The organism is Paeniglutamicibacter cryotolerans, assembly GCF_014190875.1.
GTDB classification, from domain to species: domain Bacteria; phylum Actinomycetota; class Actinomycetes; order Actinomycetales; family Micrococcaceae; genus Paeniglutamicibacter; species Paeniglutamicibacter cryotolerans.
Map to the genome: position 1 here is coordinate 1,024,582 of NZ_JACHVS010000002.1, position 19,039 is coordinate 1,043,620.

Below are 19,039 nucleotides of genomic sequence, written 5' to 3' on the forward strand. Positions count from 1 at the left end.
GTTGAAGTATCACACGCTGAAAACGAAGAGCGCAGAGTGATCCTGCTTATCTAATTCCCGGCTTCAATCAATCATTAGCTCATGCTGTGCTTGAAGAGTCGGAAGCTGACCAACTATTTGAGGAGAAACATTGGGTTCTCCTGACGTGAATGTGGGTCCCGCTATTTCTGATACGGGAGCCTGACCTCCACCGGCCCGCAGGCGAGCATGATCAAGGCCAGTGCCGCCTCCGGGCTATGGAATCCATAGGAGCGGCGGGTCATGGTGCGGATCTTATTGTTCAGCCCCTCGTGCTTGCCATTGGATAGTCCCCGGCTCACCGCGGCATGGATCCCGTTGATGTGCCCGCGCAGGGTTGCCCCGGCCTTCATGAACGGACCCAGCCCGCTGTCGGAGGCCGCATCGCACCAGTCCTGGATCATCGCCATGACCTCAGCGGAGCTCAGGTCCCCGGCAAAGATCTCACGCAGGGATTCCTTGAGCAGGTACCCCCGCCAAAGTGTCCCGCCGTCCTCGCGCAGGTGATCCAGGGTGGCTGACTGTTTTTCGGTGAGGGTTCCGGGGTTTTTCAACAGGGCGAACCGGTGGCCCTTGTATTTCTTGGCGAAGGACTGGTCCGGCAGTGCCCTGGCCCGTTGCCACTGGTCCCGGCGCACCACTTCGAGCGCGTTGGTACCGAGCTGGACGACGTGGAACGGGTCGATGCAGATCACCGCGTCCGGTGCGTTGGTCCGCACCGATTTGCTGAACGCTGCTCCCATGTCCATGCTCACGGCCTCGATCGAGGCCGTGTTTTCGGGACCGATTTCGATGAAGAAGCGATCCAGGGTGGCGGCGCTCTTCCCTGCCCCAGGGCTAATGCAAAGTCGCTGACGGGGCGATGAACCCGATGCGTTCCAGCGGTCGTGCGGGGTGCTTGGACAGGTAGCGGCTTGATTTGGCGATGTTGCTGCTGTGGTTCAGGCGGTGCAGGCTGATGGCCAGGTTTCGCAGGCTGGCCGTCACCCGTGGCGCCACCCCGGTCCTGGCGTGGCTCGCGTCCTCCTGGAACGTGACGTCCCGGCACCAATGGAGGGAATTCTCTATTCGCCAATGGCCCCGGATCCAGGTGTTCAACTGCTTCGGGCTTGCCTGGTGGGCCGGCAGCGAGGTGATGAGGTAAACGACCTCGACGGACCACTTCGTTCCCTTCAGCGGTCGTGTTTTCCGGGTCAGTTGGGCAGCTTGAAGGGCGTGGGGGAACGTGATTCCCCCGGTGAGCGTGGCGACCTTGATCCGCCGGATGCTCCTGCGCCCGTGCCCGGTGTCTCGTTGCTGGTTCCCTTGCGGGACCTCTTTCCATGGCAGGGCTTGAAGTTGCCTGAGCAGCTTGGGTTGGTTGCCTTTCACCGTCAGCAGGAAGTGCGCCCCTCGTGCATGCAGGAACTCCGCGTGTCGTCCCAGGGTGTGTAGTGCGTCGATGGTGATGATCCTTCCCTGCAGGTCGCCGAGGCTTTCCAGGAGCGAATCGAGCCGGGTGATCTCGTTGGTCTTCACGCCCACGTCCACCTGCCCGATCACGGTGCCGGTTTCGTGGTCCAGCGCCGCCATGAGGTGCACACGGTCCGCCCCACCGTTTTTCGCTCCGCGGACTTCCTTACCGTCAACGGCGATGACCTGCGCCTGGACCTGGGTTTGCATCCATGCGCCCAAGGCCTGGTCGAAGGGTTCGGCATCCACGTGGGCCAGAACGCGTTGGAAGGTGGTCACGTGCGGTGCCGTGAATCCGGTGTTGCGCAGGGAGGTTGAGGCTGCGTACGTTGACCAGTCCGCGATGGCTGCAAAGGACTTCGCCCCGGCCAGCACGGCGCAGAGGGCTACGGCCAGGATCCAGCCCAGCCGGTGGCGGATGCCGCGGCGTTTGCGGTGGTCCGGGAATGAGGCGAGTGCCTGGAAGATGGATTGCGGTGTCACGAAGTGGTGGAGGTCTTCGGGGATGTCTTCCAGTTGGCCGTGGAGGATGCTGATGGGGGAAGATGGCATGGAGGAACTCCTGTTGGAACGATGATCTAGACAATCACCAGTTTTAACAGGGGTTCTTCGTCATCAAAAGTGTTTTCTCTCGGGACATCGGTAACAGTTCTGCCTCACGACATCGGTGACACTTCCACGATTAAAGCGGTAACACTTCACCCCACCTTTAACCGCGTAAAGCACGCAGCCCTTGAGTTCTAGTGATCGTTGCAACACCCCCGAATCCCTCGGGAGATGCAACAACCATGAACACCGCACCCTCACCATCAAATAATGCTTCCTTAAGGGGAAAAACAGCCGCCACACCCCCGGCCCCGGCTAAGCGCCCCAACCGGCGCCACACACCCCAAGATAAGACCGCGTTCTTCGAGGCGCTGGACCGTCTGGGCACCATCGCGGCCGCAGCCCGGGAACTGGGCTTCAACCGTGCCACTTGCACCATGTGGTCCCGCACCACTGCCCAGCCCCCGGGACAGGAATACACCCCCGCGCAGCGCGAGGAGTTCTTCGTCCTGCACGACCGCCTGAACAACGTCGCCAATGCTGCACGGCAGCTGGGGATCAACGTCCAAACTGCATTCAACTGGGCCTATTCCATCAAGGCGGTCACCCGCAGGCCCCAGCGCGCCCTGAGCGCCAGAGAACAGGAACTCAAACCCTTGCGCGAGGGGTTCCTCACCACACTGGCGCGCGTGGGAAGCGTCACCGTCGCCGCCCGGGAGGTGGGCGTGGAACCCAGCCAAGGCGCCAGTTGGGCCAGGGCCGCCGGGATCCGCAACATCCCCCGGCTCTCGGGTCAACGCGATCAATACTTGGCACTACGCCGTGAGGGCATGCCCCAGAAGACAGCCGTAGCCGCCACGGGCGCAAAGCGGAAGAATGCAGCCCGCTGGGAACAGGCACTGATGCCGGTCATAGATCGTCTTGATACCCCAAACCTTTCATCAGACGCGTATAAACAGGAGGTGACCACACTCGTCTGCGAAACACCTGCGCTCGAAACCTGCTTGCCCGTTTTAGAGGTTCGGGTGCCCGATTCACCGGCCAGCCTCGACCCCGGGAACCTGGAACCTGCGCTGATCCCCGAGATTCCATTGGAGGTCCTCGAAGCCACGAACAGCACCCGCTACCTGTCGCTGCCCGAGCGCGAAACGATTCGGGACATGCTCCAAGCCGGTGCCTCGCAGCGGGCCATCGCCCGGGAGCTGGGGCGTAGCCCCAGCTCGATTGGCCGGGAGATCAAGCGCAACTCCCACCCTGTGTTGGGATACCGCCCCTACACCGCCCAGCGAACCTCCACCGCCCAGCGCCAGCGGCCCAAGCCCAGTAAGCTGGCAGCGCCGGGAGAACTGCGTGATTACGTGCTTGCCAAGCTACGTAAGCACTGGTCCCCGGAGCAGATTTCGAACTTGTTGATCAAGGAGTTCCCCGATGACCCCTCTATGCGCGTGAGCCACGAAACGATCTATCAGGCCCTCTATCTTCAGGCCCGTGGTGGGCTAAGCCTGGAGGTGAAATCGGCCCTGCGTACCGGGCGCACCCGACGCAAAAAGCACAAGAATCCCCGGGAGCGTACGGAGCGTTTCCGGGATCCCATGGTCAATATTTCTGAGCGCCCGGCAGAGGTTGAGGACCGTGCCGTGCCCGGGCATTGGGAAGGGGACCTGATCATCGGGGCGCACAGTGGCTCGGCGATCGGGACCCTGGTGGAACGCACCACCCGCTACGTGATGCTGATACATCTACCGGTGGATCACACGGCCGCATCGGTGCGTGACGGGCTCATCGAAGCAATGCTCACCCTGCCCGAACACTTGCGTGGTTCGCTGACGTGGGATCAGGGGTCGGAGATGGCCAAACACCTGGCTTTCAGCGACGCGACCGACATGGATGTCTACTTCTGCGATCCACATAGCCCCTGGCAGCGCGGGTCCACCGAGAACACCAACGGGCTGCTGCGTCAGTACTTCCCCAAGAGCACCGATTTAGGTGTTTATGGGCTGGAGGATCTGGAGCATGTCGCCCAGGAGCTCAACAGCCGGCCACGTAAAACGTTGGATTGGGACACCCCGGCCGAGCGTCTACGTGATTTACTGGTCACGACATAACCACGGGTGTTGCATCGACCCCTAGAATTCGCCGCCCGCCGCCGGCACGAAGGCCAGCAGGCGGGCTGATGAACTGGAAAGTGTGAAAAATGATCCAGTTGACCCGACGATACGCCTCGCCATCGCCCGATGGCCACAAGACGCACCCAGAGGAGCTGTCACCGCGTTCTGTACCGAGCACCACCTCAGCCGCAAAACGTTCTACCAAATCCTCAAACGAGCCCGCACCGAAGGACAGGTAGCCGCACTCGAACCCCGCTCGCGCCGCCCGAAAACCTCGCCCAGCTCCACCAGCGAAACCCTCAACGACCAAGCCGTCGCCATGCGCAAGTCCATGGAAGCCGCTGGCTGGGACCATGGACCGATCAGCGTGCACGACCAGATGCGCAAGCTGGGCATGCAAACCCCTTCAATTGCTTCCCTGGCCAGGATCTTCAGCGAACGTGGCCTGGTCATCCCGGCCCCGCAGAAGCGTCCCCGCTCCTCGTACCGCTCCTTCCGCTATCCGATGCCCAACGCCTGCTGGCAGCTGGATGCTACCGAATACGTGTTGGAAGGCGGTCGCAAATGCGTGATCTTCCAGCTGCTGGATGACCATTCCCGCGTGGCCGTGGCTTCTTTAGCGGCCAGGACGGAGAACGGTCCGGATGCGGTGAAGGTTTTCCGCATGGGTGTCGCCGCCCGCGGGATGCCACAGCGCTTGCTCAGCGACAATGGCGATGCCCTGAACCCCATCCGTCGGGGCGTGATCAGCGAATTGGTCGCGTACGCCAACAGTCTGGGAGTGGCCACGATGACCGGCAAGCCGTATAAGCCCACGACTCAGGGGAAGAATGAGCGGTTTCATTCGACGTTGTTCAAGTGGTTGAAGAAGCAGCCTTTCGCCAAGGACCTCGCTGAATTGCAAGCGCAGGTTGAGGTCTTTGACCAGGCCTACAACACGCAGCGTGGTCATCAGTCCTTGGAGGATCGGATGACACCGCAGGAGGCTTGGGATGCCACACCGGTCGCTGAGCATCTCGCGCCTGGGGAATGGGTGAAGCTCAGCACCAAGCCCGCTCCGGGCGTCGGCGAGGCTGTCCTGGCCGTACCGCCGGGTGAAGAGCAATCACCAACGCCACAGAACGGTTCAACCCCGGAGCCGGCCAAGCTCACTGCCACGCTGCGGACCGAGCACATGGCGGCAACGGGCAGTCAGTTGATGCGGGTCAATAAGAACAGGTGCCTGCGGGTTGCTGGCGTGGAGCTCTATTTGGGCAAACTGCTCCGCAGCACCATGGTGAAGGTCCTCTGGGATCAGGCGGATTTGATGGTGATCTCAATGGACGGTGAATTGATCACGAAATACGATTATCCATTCCCAGACGGCGTCACGTATCTGAGCTTGAAGCATGCCACAGCGAAATTCCAGAACCCACCAGAAATGGGGTGAGTGTTACCGATGTCTTGAGACACCGAGTGTCACCGATGTGTTGGTACAGAACTGTCACCGGTGTCTTGAGACATCACACTTCGTCATCAAAAGGACCGTTGGGTCGTGTCGGAAGAATCGTTCGTGGCAGGCCGCCCACGACTTTGCATCAGCCCTGCCGCTGGAACGCATCGGGTTCATCGCCCCGTCAGCGACTTTGCATTAGCCCTGGGTCACCACAGCGTGGTGAAGAGGTTGAGAAGAGCCCGGTGACGGGAGACTGTCACGCCGGGATCTGTGGGAGCCGGAGGGTGAAATCCCCTCCAGCCACCCGGCCCTGGGACTGCGCTAAGAGTAGCATCGAATAGATCTATCACAACGATTTGATGTGTTGGCGATGGTAAGTGAGATAGAATTGACACGATTTGAACGGCCTCATAATGCATAGTGACCGGTTGTCAACTGTTGCATATACGACAGCGAATCTATCGGTATTGCGTTTCTTCGGGAGGGAAATCGCGCCGACAAATCGGGTATAGGCTCGCTGTATTGATGGTGAGTAGGGAACACGATAGGAAAAAACATTTCAATGAATAAACGCTCACTCAAATCTGACGCCAACCTACAAACCGGTAGATTGCTTGCCCGCAGTGGGAATTGGGTGGATGCAGAGAAAGCGTTTCGGCGTGCCGTGGACTTTACTGAAGCACGAAATGCCCGGGCGCTTTATCTTTTGGGCAACGCGCAATTTCAGCTTGGTAACTATGCAAAGTCGCTGAAATCTACCGAGGCTGCGGTGGGACTTGATGGCTCGAATCCGGAGTGGCATATACGGCTTGGTTCGCTATACGAGCGTCTAAATCGGGATGATGCCGCAATTCAGTGCTATGAATTTGCTATTGCCAAAGGGTCACGTAACGCGGACTGGTTGAAGCGCTTAGCGAGTGCTCAGGTTCGGAATAAGAAACACCAGGATGCAAGTCGGACTCTTCGGGCCCTACTTGAATATGATGACAATAGTTCTGAAATTCTGGCTGATTACGTTGACGCAGTTCTTAAGTCGGCACCAACATGGCAGAGAATTGAAGTTCTTAACTTTGCGATAGCAAAAAATAGTCAGAAAAGCACTTGGTACACAGCTTTAGGAAACGCGTATACGGAACTTGGTCAATTTAACGATGCTGCAAAATCATACAATTATGCACATAAAATTGATAAAAACAATCCAGAAATTGCTTTTAAACTTGGTCTTTCTTTGAGGCTTGCTGGAAGCCAAATAAAAGAAGCAAAGGAAGCTCTTGAGGCGGGTGTCGAAGTTGACGTCAAATTCCGCACAAAGGAGCTGGGCCCCGGAGCATATTTTCAAAGCCGTGGTCAGTGGCAGCCAGCAGCATATTCTTACCAGGAGTCATTAGGCGAAAACCCATTTTCGGCCGAGCTTCGGTACCGAGCAGGATTGGCATGTGATCGTACCTACGATTGGCCATCCGCCGAACGTTACTTGAGGCAAGCGGTTATTGCACGACCTGAAGCTGCTTCATGGCACTACCGTCTCGGGCTAGCCAGAGAGCGCCAGGGGCTCTATGAATCTGCGGCAGACTCATACGGCGTCGCTGTACGCCGTTCGGATAAGCCACAACAGAATTGGGTGTACCGTTGGGGATTTTGCTTACAGAAAGCGAACAAAGTCGAACTTGCGTTGCAAGTGTTTCGCCAGCTGTTTCCGAATGATGATTCGCTTAAATGGGTGGAACAATCTGGTGACGAACACCTAACCCCATACGAATCAGAACTTCTTCGGGAAAACCTTGAATATGCATGCCAGATGCAAGATGCAAGCCTGCTGTTCGAACGGGCATCTGCTCTACTAAAGCTCGGCCAGTTTGAGCTAGCTCTCTGCGGATTTGAAACCGCTGTGGTTCGCGATAGTCGCCAACGCCCTCTGGGATTCTTCCGTTTGGCCGTGACATATATGGCATTGGGCAGGAACGAAGATGCGATTCGTGCATTCCTCAGCACAAGTTCCTTCCCCCGTCCAGATGGGATCACAACAGATCAGTACTTTAAGCATAAATGGCAGTATGAATCGATGGAATATGTGGAGTTCTTAGAAACGCTTCCGGTACGTTCCAATGTCGTCCTCTACGAGAGCTATTTTGGAACAAAAATTGATTGCAACCCGGCTGCGATCTATCGTGAAATGAGAAATAATCCAAAATATGTAGATTTCTTGCATGTTTGGGTGATTACGCCTGGAACAAGTGTGCCAAGTGACGTCGCGAATGACCCTCGTGTCGCCTTAGTCCTCCGAGGATCAACGTTATATCGAAAGTACCTTGCGACTGCAAAGTATTTGATCAATAACGTGACCTTCCCTAGCTTCTTCACTCGTAGAGATGGCCAAAACTATCTTAATACGTGGCACGGCACTCCGCTCAAGACCCTTGGCCGAGATATCCAAACTGGATTCATGGAACACGCAAATGTCAGTCGTAATTTCTTACAGGCGACTCACATGCTTGCACCTAATCAACACACACAAGACACTCTTATTTCTAGGTATGAAATAGAAGGCCTTTACACTGGAACTGTGGCGCGAGTGGGGTCACCCAGGCTGGACAAGACCCTGAATGCCTCGCCGGAGTCCTGCGGCAAGCTTCGAGCCACCTTGGGCATTCCCGATGATGGAAAAGCTGTAGTTTTTTATGCGCCCACGTGGAGGGGTTCTCATCGAGAGAAGTCTTTTGATAAGAAGCGTCTAGTGGATGATCTAGCACGATTGGAGGCTTTGGATGCTCATGTGCTTTTCAGAGCCCATCACCTCACAGAGGCCTTACTCTATAACCTGAAGCTTGGCGTAAAGGTAGTTCCCGCGGAAATCGACACGTATGACGTTCTGGCAATTGCTGATGTCTTGATCACCGACTACTCTAGTCTTCTATTTGACTTCTTAGCCACCGGAAAACCTATGGTCTTTTACGCTTATGACCTAGACGCATACACCCAGGAACGCGGGCTCTATTTTGAAATGGAAAGCTTGCCTGGAGCGCTTGCTTTGTCAATTGATGAACTTATTGGGTGTGTGTCTACTGCGCTCGTATCTGGGGTTACTGATGCAGAAAAGTATGAGGTAGCGAAGATTGAATTCACGCCGATGGAGGATGGTAAGGCGGCCGATCGTGCTGTCAGGTATTTTTTCTCAGAGGCACATGATCACAGAAAAGACCTGATCGTGGATCAGAAATGTATACTCCTTATTCATCAAAGCCTGATGCCAAATGGAATAACTAGCTCTTTTCTAAATTTATTAAATAATTTAGACCCATTACAATTTCGTATTATATTTCTTTTTGATTCTCAATCATTAATTAATGACAATGATCGGATGAATAAGTTCAATCTTTTACCAAATTATGTTCAAAGAATTTCTCGCATTGGTTCACAACTTGTTTCACTCGAGGAGCGGTGGGTGATTGATAAATTTAACACTCAAGGCGAGTGGTCGAGTGGCGAGCAAGAAGATATCTATCGCAAAGGTTTTCAGCGAGAATTTAAAAGAATTTTTGGGTGTAGCAAATTTGATTCAGTTATTGAATTTGATGGTTATGCACCGTTTTGGGTCGCACTTTTAGGGGCAGGAGATAAGTTAGTTAACAATAGAATAATTTACATGCATAATAGAATGAAGCAAGAATGGTCAACAAAATATGGCGAACTTAAGAATACATTTTCACTTATTTCCTGGTATGATAAATTTGTTTCGGTCTCAAAGACAACTTCAGATCTTAATATGAATGAATTGTCAGGTAACTTTGATCTCGATTCGTCGCGTTTTGTCCACGCTGACAACCTTCTCCAACCAAATGATATTATTGAGATGTCTAAAGATGTAATTGACGCAGATATCTTGGAATTTATTAAAGATAGCGATGAGATATGGCTGACGATAGGTCGCCTATCTCCGGAGAAATCACATCTAAAATTATTCACGGCATTTAAAGAACATATTAAGATCCAAACTAATGCTAAATTATTGTTGTTGGGCGACGGTCCGCTGCGACAAGAATTGGATTACTTCGTTCAAAAAAATAATCTACAAAAAAATATTTTCATTGCAGGACGCAGATCTAATCCATTTTCAATCATGACTATAGCTGATGCTTTTATTCTGGCATCAGATCATGAGGGGCAGCCGATGGTACTTCTTGAAGCACTTGTGATGGGGCTCCCGACGGTGGCAACAGACATTGTTGGGAGTCGTGGTGTTCTTGGTTCCGGACTTGGTTCGTTGGTCGAAAATTCCGTTAATGGCCTGATTGACGGACTCAAGCTTGGTCGGTCGCATCAACGCTCTGTGGAGTTTAATGTTGATGACTATCAGGCGACGGCTTTGGCTCAGTTCATTTCTCATGTACAGGGCTCTTGACCTCAGGGCTTCTGCAAAGTCGGGCCATGGCCACGAATCTTAAAATGTGAGACGAATTCCAGGGCTCCGGTCCTATGCACTTCGCACCAAAAGAAAACCCCGGAAAGCCGGGGTTTTCTTTTGGTGCGAAGTCAGGGCTGTTGCGTAGTCGCTGAAACCATGACCTGACCAGGTCGTCTTAAGATATGGACACGACTTGTTAAAGACGAACGGCCTCTGCTTGATTCTTAGTTGTCAAGACTCAGAACCAAACAGAAGCCGTTCGCATGCCATCTTCAGGACTCCTGAGGTACCCAAGTTCCAGCTCAGAGAAACCGCGGAAACCCGTGGTTTCTCTGAGCCCGATATCTGTCAGGTCGGCCCGGATCCAACATAATTAATGCAAAGTCAGCTGCAGTGCTGATCATGCAACACTCCTGATATTCGGCTCTTGAACTTTGGACGTGGTGCGGGTGTTCAGCACGGCCGGAGGCCCGCCGTGGACAACAGTATACGAAGCCGATAGTTCCGGTGATTCCGGTAGCCCCGACCGATCCGTTTCATGTTCTTCGCTGTCAGGTTCGCCGCCTCACTACGGGCATTGGTCAACCGGGTCACGCAGAACACCTGAAGCTCCGCCTTCCACGACTTCAGGGTCCGCAGCAGCGATTTTGCCTCCGGCATCGTGGTCGCCTGCACGCCGGCTTCCAGCGCCTCCCAAGCCGTTCCGAACGCCTCCAAATCGGTGGTTTTTAGCAGCTCGCGGACCTTCTCCTTCACCGCATACACGACACCGAGCTCAATATCGGCGGCGATGATTTCCTCCAACCGCACCTGCTGTCTGGAGCTCATGTTCTCCACGTTGCAGGTCAGCAGCTTCCGGTACTTGTATGACGGTTCGGTCATCCGTCCGCGGCGGCCTACCGTCTCGTGGGAACGGCGCAAACGCACCGCGGTGACCATCCGATTACTCAAGGCAACAACGTGGAAATGGTCCACCGTGATCTCCGCTTCAGGCAGCGCCTCGCACACCGCCTTGCGGAACTCGGCTGACATGTCCATCGCCACGATCCTCACCCGGTCCCTCCAGGCTCGGGGCCGTTTCGCGATCCAGGAGAGCACGGTGGGTCCGCGCCCACGGCTAATGCATAGTCGTTGAGAAGCCCGTAAATCCAATGGTTTTCAGCGGCCGAAGCGGGTCAAAGGACATCAACCGGTTCCCCCGGGCAATGTTCGTGGACCCCTCCAAACGCAGCAAACCGATCGCCAGGCTACGCATCGAGGCCATGACCCGGGGCGCAGCCCCGGTACGCACCTGCGATTTGTCCTCCAAATACGTCACGTCCCGGGTCCAATGCAACGAATTCTCGATGGCCCAATGCCCGCGCACCCAGGTATTCAGCTGCCGCGGGCTTCCCCGGTGAACCGGCACCGAGGTGATCAGGTAAACGGTTTCGGTGGACCAGGTGGTTTCGCTGAATATTCGTAGGTTTGGGAGCCACCGGATATCGCCGTTCAGAGCCAGCAATATTGCCGTTGAGAGCCGGTACCTCCCCGGACGGGAGCCACCGGCTCTCAGCAACATCTCTTAGCTCATCCCCAGCGCGGTCTTCTCCCTCATGTTGTAGCTACCGGTCTCGACCCAGATCGTGTTGTGAACGATCCGATCCATGATCGCGTCCGCGTGAACCCCGGACCCGAGCCTGGCATGCCAGTCCGACTGCTTGTACTGGGTGCAGAACACCGTTGCCGTCGATCCGTACCGACGCTCCATCAACTCCAACAACATCCGCAAGAACGCTCCCTTCGGAGGATCCAACAACCACTCATCGACGACCAGCATGCTGAAGGACCCATACTTTTTCAGGAACTTGTTCTGCCCCAGGGGTTTGTCTTCGGCTTGCCGCCATTCCTCTTCCAGATCCGGCATGCGCACGTAATGCGTGCGGATCAGCTTCAAACATGCCTGCTTCGCCAGGGCGCAGCCCAGGTACGACTTCCCCGATCCGGTGAATCCCTGAAAGACGACATTGTGGAACTGGTCAACGAAGGCGCAGCTCGACAGCTCAGTAAGTGTCATCCTGTTCAGCCCACGTTCCTCCAACAGATCCACCTGCCTCAGATCGGCGTTGGGGTAACGCAACCCAGCACGCCTGATCAGACCGCTGACCTTCGAATGGGTGAAGGACGCGTACGCATGGTCCACGGCTAGCCGCAAACGCTCCTCAAACGTCAGCCCCATGCTGAGGACCTCGTCCTGGGACTCCACGGCCTCGAGCAAGGCGCCGGCGGACATTTCCCGCAATTTCCTTTTGGTTTCCGTATCCATCGAGGTCATCGGGCACCGCCAGAATAGTAATCGCTGCCGCGCACGTATCCGCCCGGTTCAGGCTCTGGAAGGGAATCATTCCAGGTATTGGCCCGGTCTTGACCGGTGTCCAAGATCGGCCGGATATGCGCATACCGCGGCGAACGTACCTGGCTCTGCAGCGCCAGGAGGCACGCCGCTTCCAGCCGTTCCGGGCCGAACCTCTTCGACAGCCTCAACACCGCCAGTGCTGCGTTCAGGCCCTGCTCAGCGAGCGGAACCGACGCGAAGATCCGATCCACGACTTCCACCGCGTTTGGTCCGATGCGACTCGCCCAGCCCCTGACCCTTTTCGGTTCCCACTGCTTCCACTGCTGTTCGGCCGGGATATCCGAATCATTGGTGCGATACTGATTGATCGCGGAGGCGGGAAGTAACTGATGGCTGGTCAGCCGCTCCTGGTTCCGGTAGACCTCAAGCATTGTTTCCGTGATGCGCAGGTCAACGCTTGCCCCGACATTGACCAGCGGAACCGAGTAGAAGTTCCGCTTCCACGTCACGTAGCTGTTCTTCGCGACCTTACGCCGATAGACCCACTCGCTGATTTCATACGGCACCGCCGGCAAGGGGCGAAGCAACGGCTGCTCTTCTTCCCGAAAAACGCTCAACCGGGAGCCCGCCCGCTTCTGGAATGGCTCATCGTTATACGCCTGGACCCGTTCACGGATCGCCGTACGAAGCTGAGGCAACGAGGTGAACTGGGTATCGCGCAGTCCGGCAATGATCCAGGTCGCCACGTGGCCCACCGTATTTTCTACACTAGATTTATCTTTTGGCTTCCGGACACGGCCAGGCAACACTGCTGCCACATAGTGGCCAGCCAGATGCCGGTAAGAATCATTGAGCACGATCTCGCCCTCGGCAGGATGTTTGATGACCCCGGTTTTGAGGTTGTCCGGGATGATGCGTGGAACAGAACCACCCAAGGCCTCAAACATGGAAACGTGGGCACGCAGCCAACTGGCTTGCTTCATATCCAGACAGGCCTCGACAAAGCCCAGCCGGCTAAAGGGCAGGCACGCCACAAACAGATAGACCGTCTGCTTCGTGCCGGTGTTTGGATCATGCAAGGTCATGGTTGGACCGGACCAGTCGACCTCGACGCTCATCCCGGCCTTGTGCTCGACCCTGGACGTTGCGCTGTGTTCCAGGACGTAGCGGTGATATGTCTTGCAGAACCTGTCGTAGCCCATGGTGGCCTGGCCTTTGACGGATTCTTCGTCAACGTATTCGCCGTGCAGGAGCTTGAGCGTCACTCCGACTTTCGCCAGTTGCTTATGGACAACGCCCCAGTCTGGCTGGGCGAAAACGCTTTGGTGGTCCCCGCGACCGGGGAACACCAAAGCATAAACAGCATTCTCTGTTTTGTCTTGGATATCCGTCCAGCTGATTCCGGCGTTTGATGCAGCATCAAGGACGTTGGAAACGCTGTTCCTGGAGATGCTTTGCGTGGTGGCAATATTGCGCCCGGACATTCCCTCGGCACGAAGCTGGAGTATCAGCTTCGCATTGATTTTTCGTACCATTGGTCTTGCTCCTTCTACCATGTTCTGTCACATGGTGGGAGGAGCTTATTTGATGGCTCTCAAGCGCACTATGGGTGGCTCTGAAAGAGAATATTCGTCTTTTGGCGGGGTGGCTCTGAACGGCAATATTGGTGGCTCTCAAAGAGTCAAATACTCAGTTTCGCCTTGTTTCCGGGTTTTCCTGGTCAATTGGGCCACCTGCTCCACATGTGGAAACCGCACCCCGGTCGGGATGCTGGCGACCTTGATCCGCCGAATGCTCCGGCGTCCGTGCCCGGTATCGCGCTGGTCGTTGCCCACGGGAACCGCGTCCCAGGGCAGGGCCGCCAGATGTTTGAGCAGCTTGGGCTGGTTTCCCTTCACGGTCATCACGAAATGGGCGCCTCGCTTGTGCAGGAACACCGCATGGCGCCCCAACGTATGCAGGGCATCAACGGTAATCACCTTGCCTTTCAACGGTCCCAGGGTCTTCAGCAGGGAGTCGAGCTGGGTGATCTCATGGGTCTTAATGCCGACCTCGACCTGCCCCAGGACGGTCCGGCTCTCGTGGTCCAGGGCCGCCATGAGGTGCACGCGGTCCCCGCCACCGTTCTTGGCTCCGCGGACTTCCTTCCCATCGATGGCAATGACCGGGGCTTCCACCTGGGTTTGCATCCACATTCCCAGGACCCGGTCAAACGCGTCGGCATCCACCCGGGCCAGCACGCGTTGGAACGTGGTCACGTGCGGGGCTTTGAACCCGGTTCCGGGCAGGGATGTTTCGGCCGCGTGCGCGGCCCAGTCGGCAATCGCGGCAAAGGTTTTCGCGCCGGTGAGCACCGCACACAAGGTGGCGGCCATGATCCAGGCCAGCGGGTGGCGGATGCCGCGGGGCTTGCGGGGATCCGGGAAGGATGCCAGTGCTGCGAAGACGGTTTCCGGTGTCACCAGGGGGCGCAGTGTCTCGGGGATCTCTTCCAGTTGGCCATGGAGGATATTGATGGGGGAAGATGGCAAGGAAGCGCTCCTGTGTGTTGCATGACGATCTAGACAATCACCATGTGTAACAGGAGCGTTTCGTCTTTAAAAGCACCGGCGGCCCGTGTCGGAAAATCATTCAGGGACGGCTACCGACGACTTTGCATTGCCCGTGGGTCCGCGCCGGCCATCGACAACGTCCAGGATCGTGCCCGTTTCCAGATCCGTGAACACAATCGACCACGGCTCGACCCGCATCACCTTGCCCGTGGTTCCCAGCACGTAGCGGACCTTACGAAACCGATGCTCGTCCACCCCCAGCCAGCGCACGTGTCTCCCGTCCACGTCCCCGACGGTCTTCTCCGTCGCGGTCAGTTTGCGCATCACCGTGGGCCAGGAGACACCGGTGGCACGGGCGATCCCGGTCACTGCCCGCAGCTCGTTCATACCGGCGTCCACGATCTCCCCGACCAGGCGCGTGGTCAGACGGGAGCGTAGGGGCAGCTGCTCGGTGCACTGCACAAAGGAGCGCCGCTTGCAGGCGTCCTCCAGACAGGCCAGTCGGCGCTTGCGCACCCAGACCTGCAGGTCCTTCCCTCCGCACGCGACGTCCTTGACCCGGTGCACAGGTCTGGCCTGGATGCGCGAGGAAAGAACCCCGCAGGAAGGGCACCCGGCCTCGGTGGAAATGGGCTCGACGACAACGGTGCGCCCGGCCGTGGAAGAGGCCTCCACGGACAGCACCCGGTAGTCATCGAGATTGAACAAAATCGACGCGGCATCAACAGCGCCGGTATCCTTGATCACAGCTCGTAGTCCTCGGTTATGAATGTCTCGACAACACCCATAATCGTAGGGCTACGAGCCCTATCTATATTTGGGACACCACGCTAAAAGTCCGAGAGCCCGTTTAACTCCTTGTCCCTCCAGCACCACCAGCGTCCAGCTGAAAACTGCGTGAAGGATAAGGAGATGGGAACAATGGATATCGTGCATAAGCGTGCTGCGGGAATCGATATCTCCAAACGCGACGCCAAAGTCGCGGTAAGGAAACCCGGCAGCCGGAAAGGAACCTACCGAACGCAGGTCAAGACCTTTGGAGCTACCACGGCACAAATTCGTGAACTGATCAGCCATTTGAAAACCGAAGGTGTCACCGTGATCGTCATGGAAGCCACCAGCGATTATTGGAAACCGTTCTATTTCTTGATGGAAGAAGAACACCTGCCCGTCATGTTGGTCAATGCCAAACAGGCCCGCAATATCCCGGGCCGTAAGAGTGACGTCAACGATGCCACCTGGCTAGCTGATCTGGCCGCCCACAACCTCTTGGCAGCGTCCTTCATCCCGCCCGAACCGATACGGCACCTACGCGACCTGACTCGAGCCCGTTCGGCACTGGTCCATGATCGAACCAGGGTATATCAGCGGTTGGAGAAGTTCCTGGAATCATCCGGGATCAAGCTCTCCAGCGTCGCGTCGAACCTGACCAGCGTTTCCTCACGCGCGATGTTGGAGGCTCTGGTCGGCGGTGAACGAGATCCGCTGGTCTTGGCCGACCTCTCGTTGCGTTCCATGCGCCGGAAAATTCCGGAACTCATCGAAGCACTCGAAGGACGCTTCACCGAGCACCATGCGTTCATGGTGAAACTGCACCTGCAACACATCGATCTGCTTTCCGGGCAGATCAACACCCTCAATGGCCAGATTGACGAAGCGATGGAACCGTTTGATGCGGCCTGCCAGGCCCTGATCACGATTCCGGGGATCAGTGCGAACACCGCCCAGGTGGCCATTGCGGAAATCGGCGTTGACATGACGGTGTTTGCCGATGCCGCGCATCTGGCGTCCTGGGCCGGCGTCTGCCCTGGGCAGAATGAGTCGGCCGGACGTCAAAGGTCCTCGCATACCCGTGGAGGCAACGTCTATCTCAGAGCGGCCTTGGGCACAGCTGCGCTGGCGGCCATCAAGCACAAGGATTCATTCCTTGCCGCTAGGTACCGGCGGCTTTATCCGCGCCGCGGCGGAAACAGAGCCCTGGTCGCCATTGAACACAGCATCATCATTGCCGTCTGGCATATGCTCGCCCATGGTGAGGTCTTCAAGGAGTTGGGCGCGGACTACTACGACGAACGTAATAAGGACCGTGCACGGCTCAGGGCAGTCAATGAGCTGGAACGCCTCGGCTTTGACGTCCAAATCAGCCCGGCTGCATGAACAACGAGCAGCACTAAGGCCTCCACCTTCATATCGCACATTGCCTCCCAGCAGGGCGTCTACGAGCGGCTGGGTCTATTTGGTGCGGGATCAAGCCGTGGAACGTTGGGCATGCACACTTCAGTATTCACGTACTAGGGTCTAAAAGTCCAAGAGCCCCATAAAGTTGACGCCTGATTCGTCACACATTCTCGACTGGTGGCCGCGACCCGACTCTGCAAACGCACTGACGCTCCGGCACTCTAATCTCATACAACGGTGGTCAGTCCTGATTTTATATCAATTCCATAGAGCAAAGAATTGATAATCATAGTGGTAATGGGCAGTGATTTTGGTCCAACATCTGGATGATCTAAAATTCCAGGATGATCCACATTGAAAAAAGATAGTCTAGAAATCAATGGATCAATTAATATTTGTTCAATATATTTATATTGCGGAGATCGCTTAGAACAAATCACAACATTTCGAACTTCAGGTTCAATATTTTTACAGTTTTCCAAATATTCGGAGACAGTTCTTCTGAATAGTGATTCTTTTGTTTCTATAAAAATACTATTTACTGTAAAATGTGAATCCGACCAAAGCTCTACGTAGTGATGATCCGAAACTACAGGATCTACGGAAATAGACTTATAATCACCAATTAAACCGTGATAGAGTGCGGCCGTCCCCCCTTTGGATGTTCCATATAAAACAATATTTAAACTCATTATGTTTTTACTTATGCTTATTTTTTTAATAAGTTTTTGAATATTTTCAACATTGTTCAGGTGATAGGAAGTGTTCATATAGAAATTTCCTACCACACCCCCGACGTCAGAAATTCGAAGAATTGCAGTCTCAGGGGTTATGTATTTTTGAGCAGTCGAAAAGTTTTGGGCAAAATATCTCATTAAACTAGATGAATAAATAGGGGCGTTCATTGCTGAAAAAATAACAAGCAGCTTTGTATTTCCTAGATCGACAGTAGGAGCGGTATAGCTATAAACAACCCCTTCTGCGCTCATAGAATACTCCCCAGACTTAAGTGGGTTCCATAGGGCATTAAGTCGGCGTTCGTGGACATAGCGCGTTATGTAGTCGTCTGTAACATACCCATAAAAACCTCGTGCGGCTAGGCCAACAAGTAGATCACGCCGGTCTGGATTGTGCCGTGCCACTTGAGTAAGGTTTACTCGCTCAGAGCTACCTTCTCTGTGCTGAACATGGATGAAGGAGGTGGCCCCGTTCGAGGCATCGATAGCATCCAATGCGCCGGCACCTTCAGACGCTTCCACATGCAAAACTGATGGATTAGAATTCATGAAATTTCTTTCCGTCTCGTTAGTCTTCATGGAAATATCATCCATGAATTGACCAAGGGTATCCGCTGGATATGCGTTTACATCAAGAATCAATGGTGGCACAATCCCTCGTCACCTTCAAAGCTTTTGGAGAACGGCGGTCTCAGAATTGTCGGGTAGCAGCCCGGGTCCTCCCCCCAGGGCACGGTCGGGTGGCCGGTGGGGTTCGACCACCGGTAATATGAGGCCCTGGAAATGCCGAGTCTCTGGCACATCCAGGTGATGGGGAAGAACGCCTTCTGTTGCTCGATGAACGCATAGAAATCTTCTACAGGTGCTTCGCGGCAAAGAAGGCGCTGGCTTTTCCCAAAAATTCGTTCTCCCGTTTCAACGCGGCGTTCTCCGCCTGCAGGGCCTTGTCCTTGGCCCATTCGACCGGACCTGCTTCATCGGCGCCGGCATCCGGGTGTTCGGCCTTCCAGGCCCTCACCCAGTTACCCAACGTGCCTTCTTTGACACCTACGTCGGTAGCCACGTCGTTGGTGGAACGTCCCGAGGAAATGACGAGTTCAACGGCCCCTGCTTTGAACTCCTCGGTAAATTTACAGAGATTCGACATGGAACTAATTCTCCTAAACCCTGTCTCAAACCACCATACGGGCTCAGTTGGTAGGAGCCCTGGGGCTATCGGAATCACCGGAACTATCGGCTTCGTATATTGTTGTCCACGGCGGGCCTCCGGCCGTGC

The 19,039-nt window shown here is 55.6% G+C and carries 12 protein-coding genes and 2 pseudogenes; 5 read left to right on the forward strand and 9 right to left on the reverse strand.

Features of this window, described 5'->3' with window-relative positions; translation table 11 throughout:
• Window positions 1-161 precede the first annotated feature (161 nt).
• Window positions 162-860, reverse strand: a complete 699-nt coding sequence (locus tag E9229_RS17845; RefSeq protein ID WP_183513148.1) for a transposase — start codon at window positions 858-860, stop codon at window positions 162-164.
• Entirely contained in the window at window positions 856-2,022 is a 1,167-nt protein-coding gene (locus tag E9229_RS17850) for an ISAs1 family transposase (protein ID WP_221184697.1), read from the reverse strand. Before E9229_RS17850 ends, E9229_RS17845 begins: the two co-directional genes overlap by 5 nt.
• An 824-nt stretch (window positions 2,023-2,846) precedes the next feature.
• Between E9229_RS17850 and E9229_RS17855 the strand changes: the two genes are divergently transcribed.
• The 3 genes from E9229_RS17855 (at window position 2,847) to E9229_RS17865 (ending at window position 9,958) form a co-directional block, all read left to right on the forward strand.
• Window positions 2,847-4,121, forward strand: coding sequence for an IS30 family transposase (locus E9229_RS17855; RefSeq protein WP_456152393.1), 1,275 nt, complete (start codon window positions 2,847-2,849; stop codon window positions 4,119-4,121).
• Between the two features lie 82 nt (window positions 4,122-4,203).
• The gene (locus tag E9229_RS17860; protein WP_183510458.1) at window positions 4,204-5,553 is read left to right on the forward strand and encodes an integrase core domain-containing protein; all 1,350 of its coding nucleotides are present in this window, start codon (window positions 4,204-4,206) and stop codon (window positions 5,551-5,553) included.
• A gap of 568 nt (window positions 5,554-6,121) precedes the next feature.
• Window positions 6,122-9,958 (forward strand): CDP-glycerol glycerophosphotransferase family protein, encoded by a 3,837-nt coding sequence (locus E9229_RS17865; RefSeq protein ID WP_183513009.1) that lies wholly within the window; start codon window positions 6,122-6,124, stop codon window positions 9,956-9,958.
• A 456-nt stretch (window positions 9,959-10,414) separates the two neighbouring features.
• Here the strand turns inward: E9229_RS17865 and E9229_RS17870 are convergent.
• Window positions 10,415-11,083: pseudogene (locus E9229_RS17870) on the reverse strand (ISL3 family transposase); the annotation flags it as partial.
• Window positions 11,084-11,172: 89 nt separating this feature from the next.
• On the opposite strand from E9229_RS17870, the gene E9229_RS19570 reads away from it, so the two are divergent.
• A complete protein-coding gene (locus E9229_RS19570; RefSeq protein WP_246380848.1) occupies window positions 11,173-11,361 on the forward strand; it encodes a hypothetical protein in 189 nt (62 codons plus the stop codon).
• A 164-nt stretch (window positions 11,362-11,525) separates the two neighbouring features.
• Here E9229_RS19570 and E9229_RS17880 read toward each other — a convergent pair whose 3' ends face one another.
• The 4 genes and pseudogenes from E9229_RS17880 to E9229_RS17895 all read right to left on the reverse strand — a co-directional run.
• On the reverse strand, window positions 11,526-12,275 hold the full coding sequence (locus E9229_RS17880; protein WP_183510336.1) for an ATP-binding protein: 750 nt from the start codon (window positions 12,273-12,275) through the stop codon (window positions 11,526-11,528).
• Entirely contained in the window at window positions 12,272-13,831 is a 1,560-nt protein-coding gene (gene istA, locus E9229_RS17885) for an IS21 family transposase (RefSeq protein ID WP_183513012.1), read from the reverse strand. The genes E9229_RS17880 and istA overlap by 4 nt, the downstream gene beginning before the upstream one ends.
• A gap of 138 nt (window positions 13,832-13,969) precedes the next feature.
• Window positions 13,970-14,827: an ISAs1 family transposase gene (locus E9229_RS17890; protein ID WP_183513013.1), complete on the reverse strand. Its 858-nt coding sequence runs from the start codon at window positions 14,825-14,827 to the stop codon at window positions 13,970-13,972.
• Window positions 14,828-14,965: 138 nt separating this feature from the next.
• Window positions 14,966-15,595, reverse strand: a pseudogene (locus E9229_RS17895) (helix-turn-helix domain-containing protein); the annotation flags it as partial.
• 174 nt (window positions 15,596-15,769) lie between these two features.
• Here E9229_RS17895 and E9229_RS17900 point away from each other — a divergent pair.
• A complete protein-coding gene (locus E9229_RS17900; protein ID WP_183513152.1) occupies window positions 15,770-17,005 on the forward strand; it encodes an IS110 family RNA-guided transposase in 1,236 nt (411 codons plus the stop codon).
• A 248-nt stretch (window positions 17,006-17,253) separates the two neighbouring features.
• On the opposite strand, the gene E9229_RS17905 is transcribed toward E9229_RS17900, so the two are convergent.
• Window positions 17,254-18,342, reverse strand: coding sequence for an XcbB/CpsF family capsular polysaccharide biosynthesis protein (locus E9229_RS17905; protein ID WP_183513016.1), 1,089 nt, complete (start codon window positions 18,340-18,342; stop codon window positions 17,254-17,256).
• Between the two features lie 277 nt (window positions 18,343-18,619).
• Entirely contained in the window at window positions 18,620-18,910 is a 291-nt protein-coding gene (locus E9229_RS17910; RefSeq protein ID WP_183513017.1) for a transposase, read from the reverse strand.
• Window positions 18,911-19,039 lie beyond the last annotated feature (129 nt).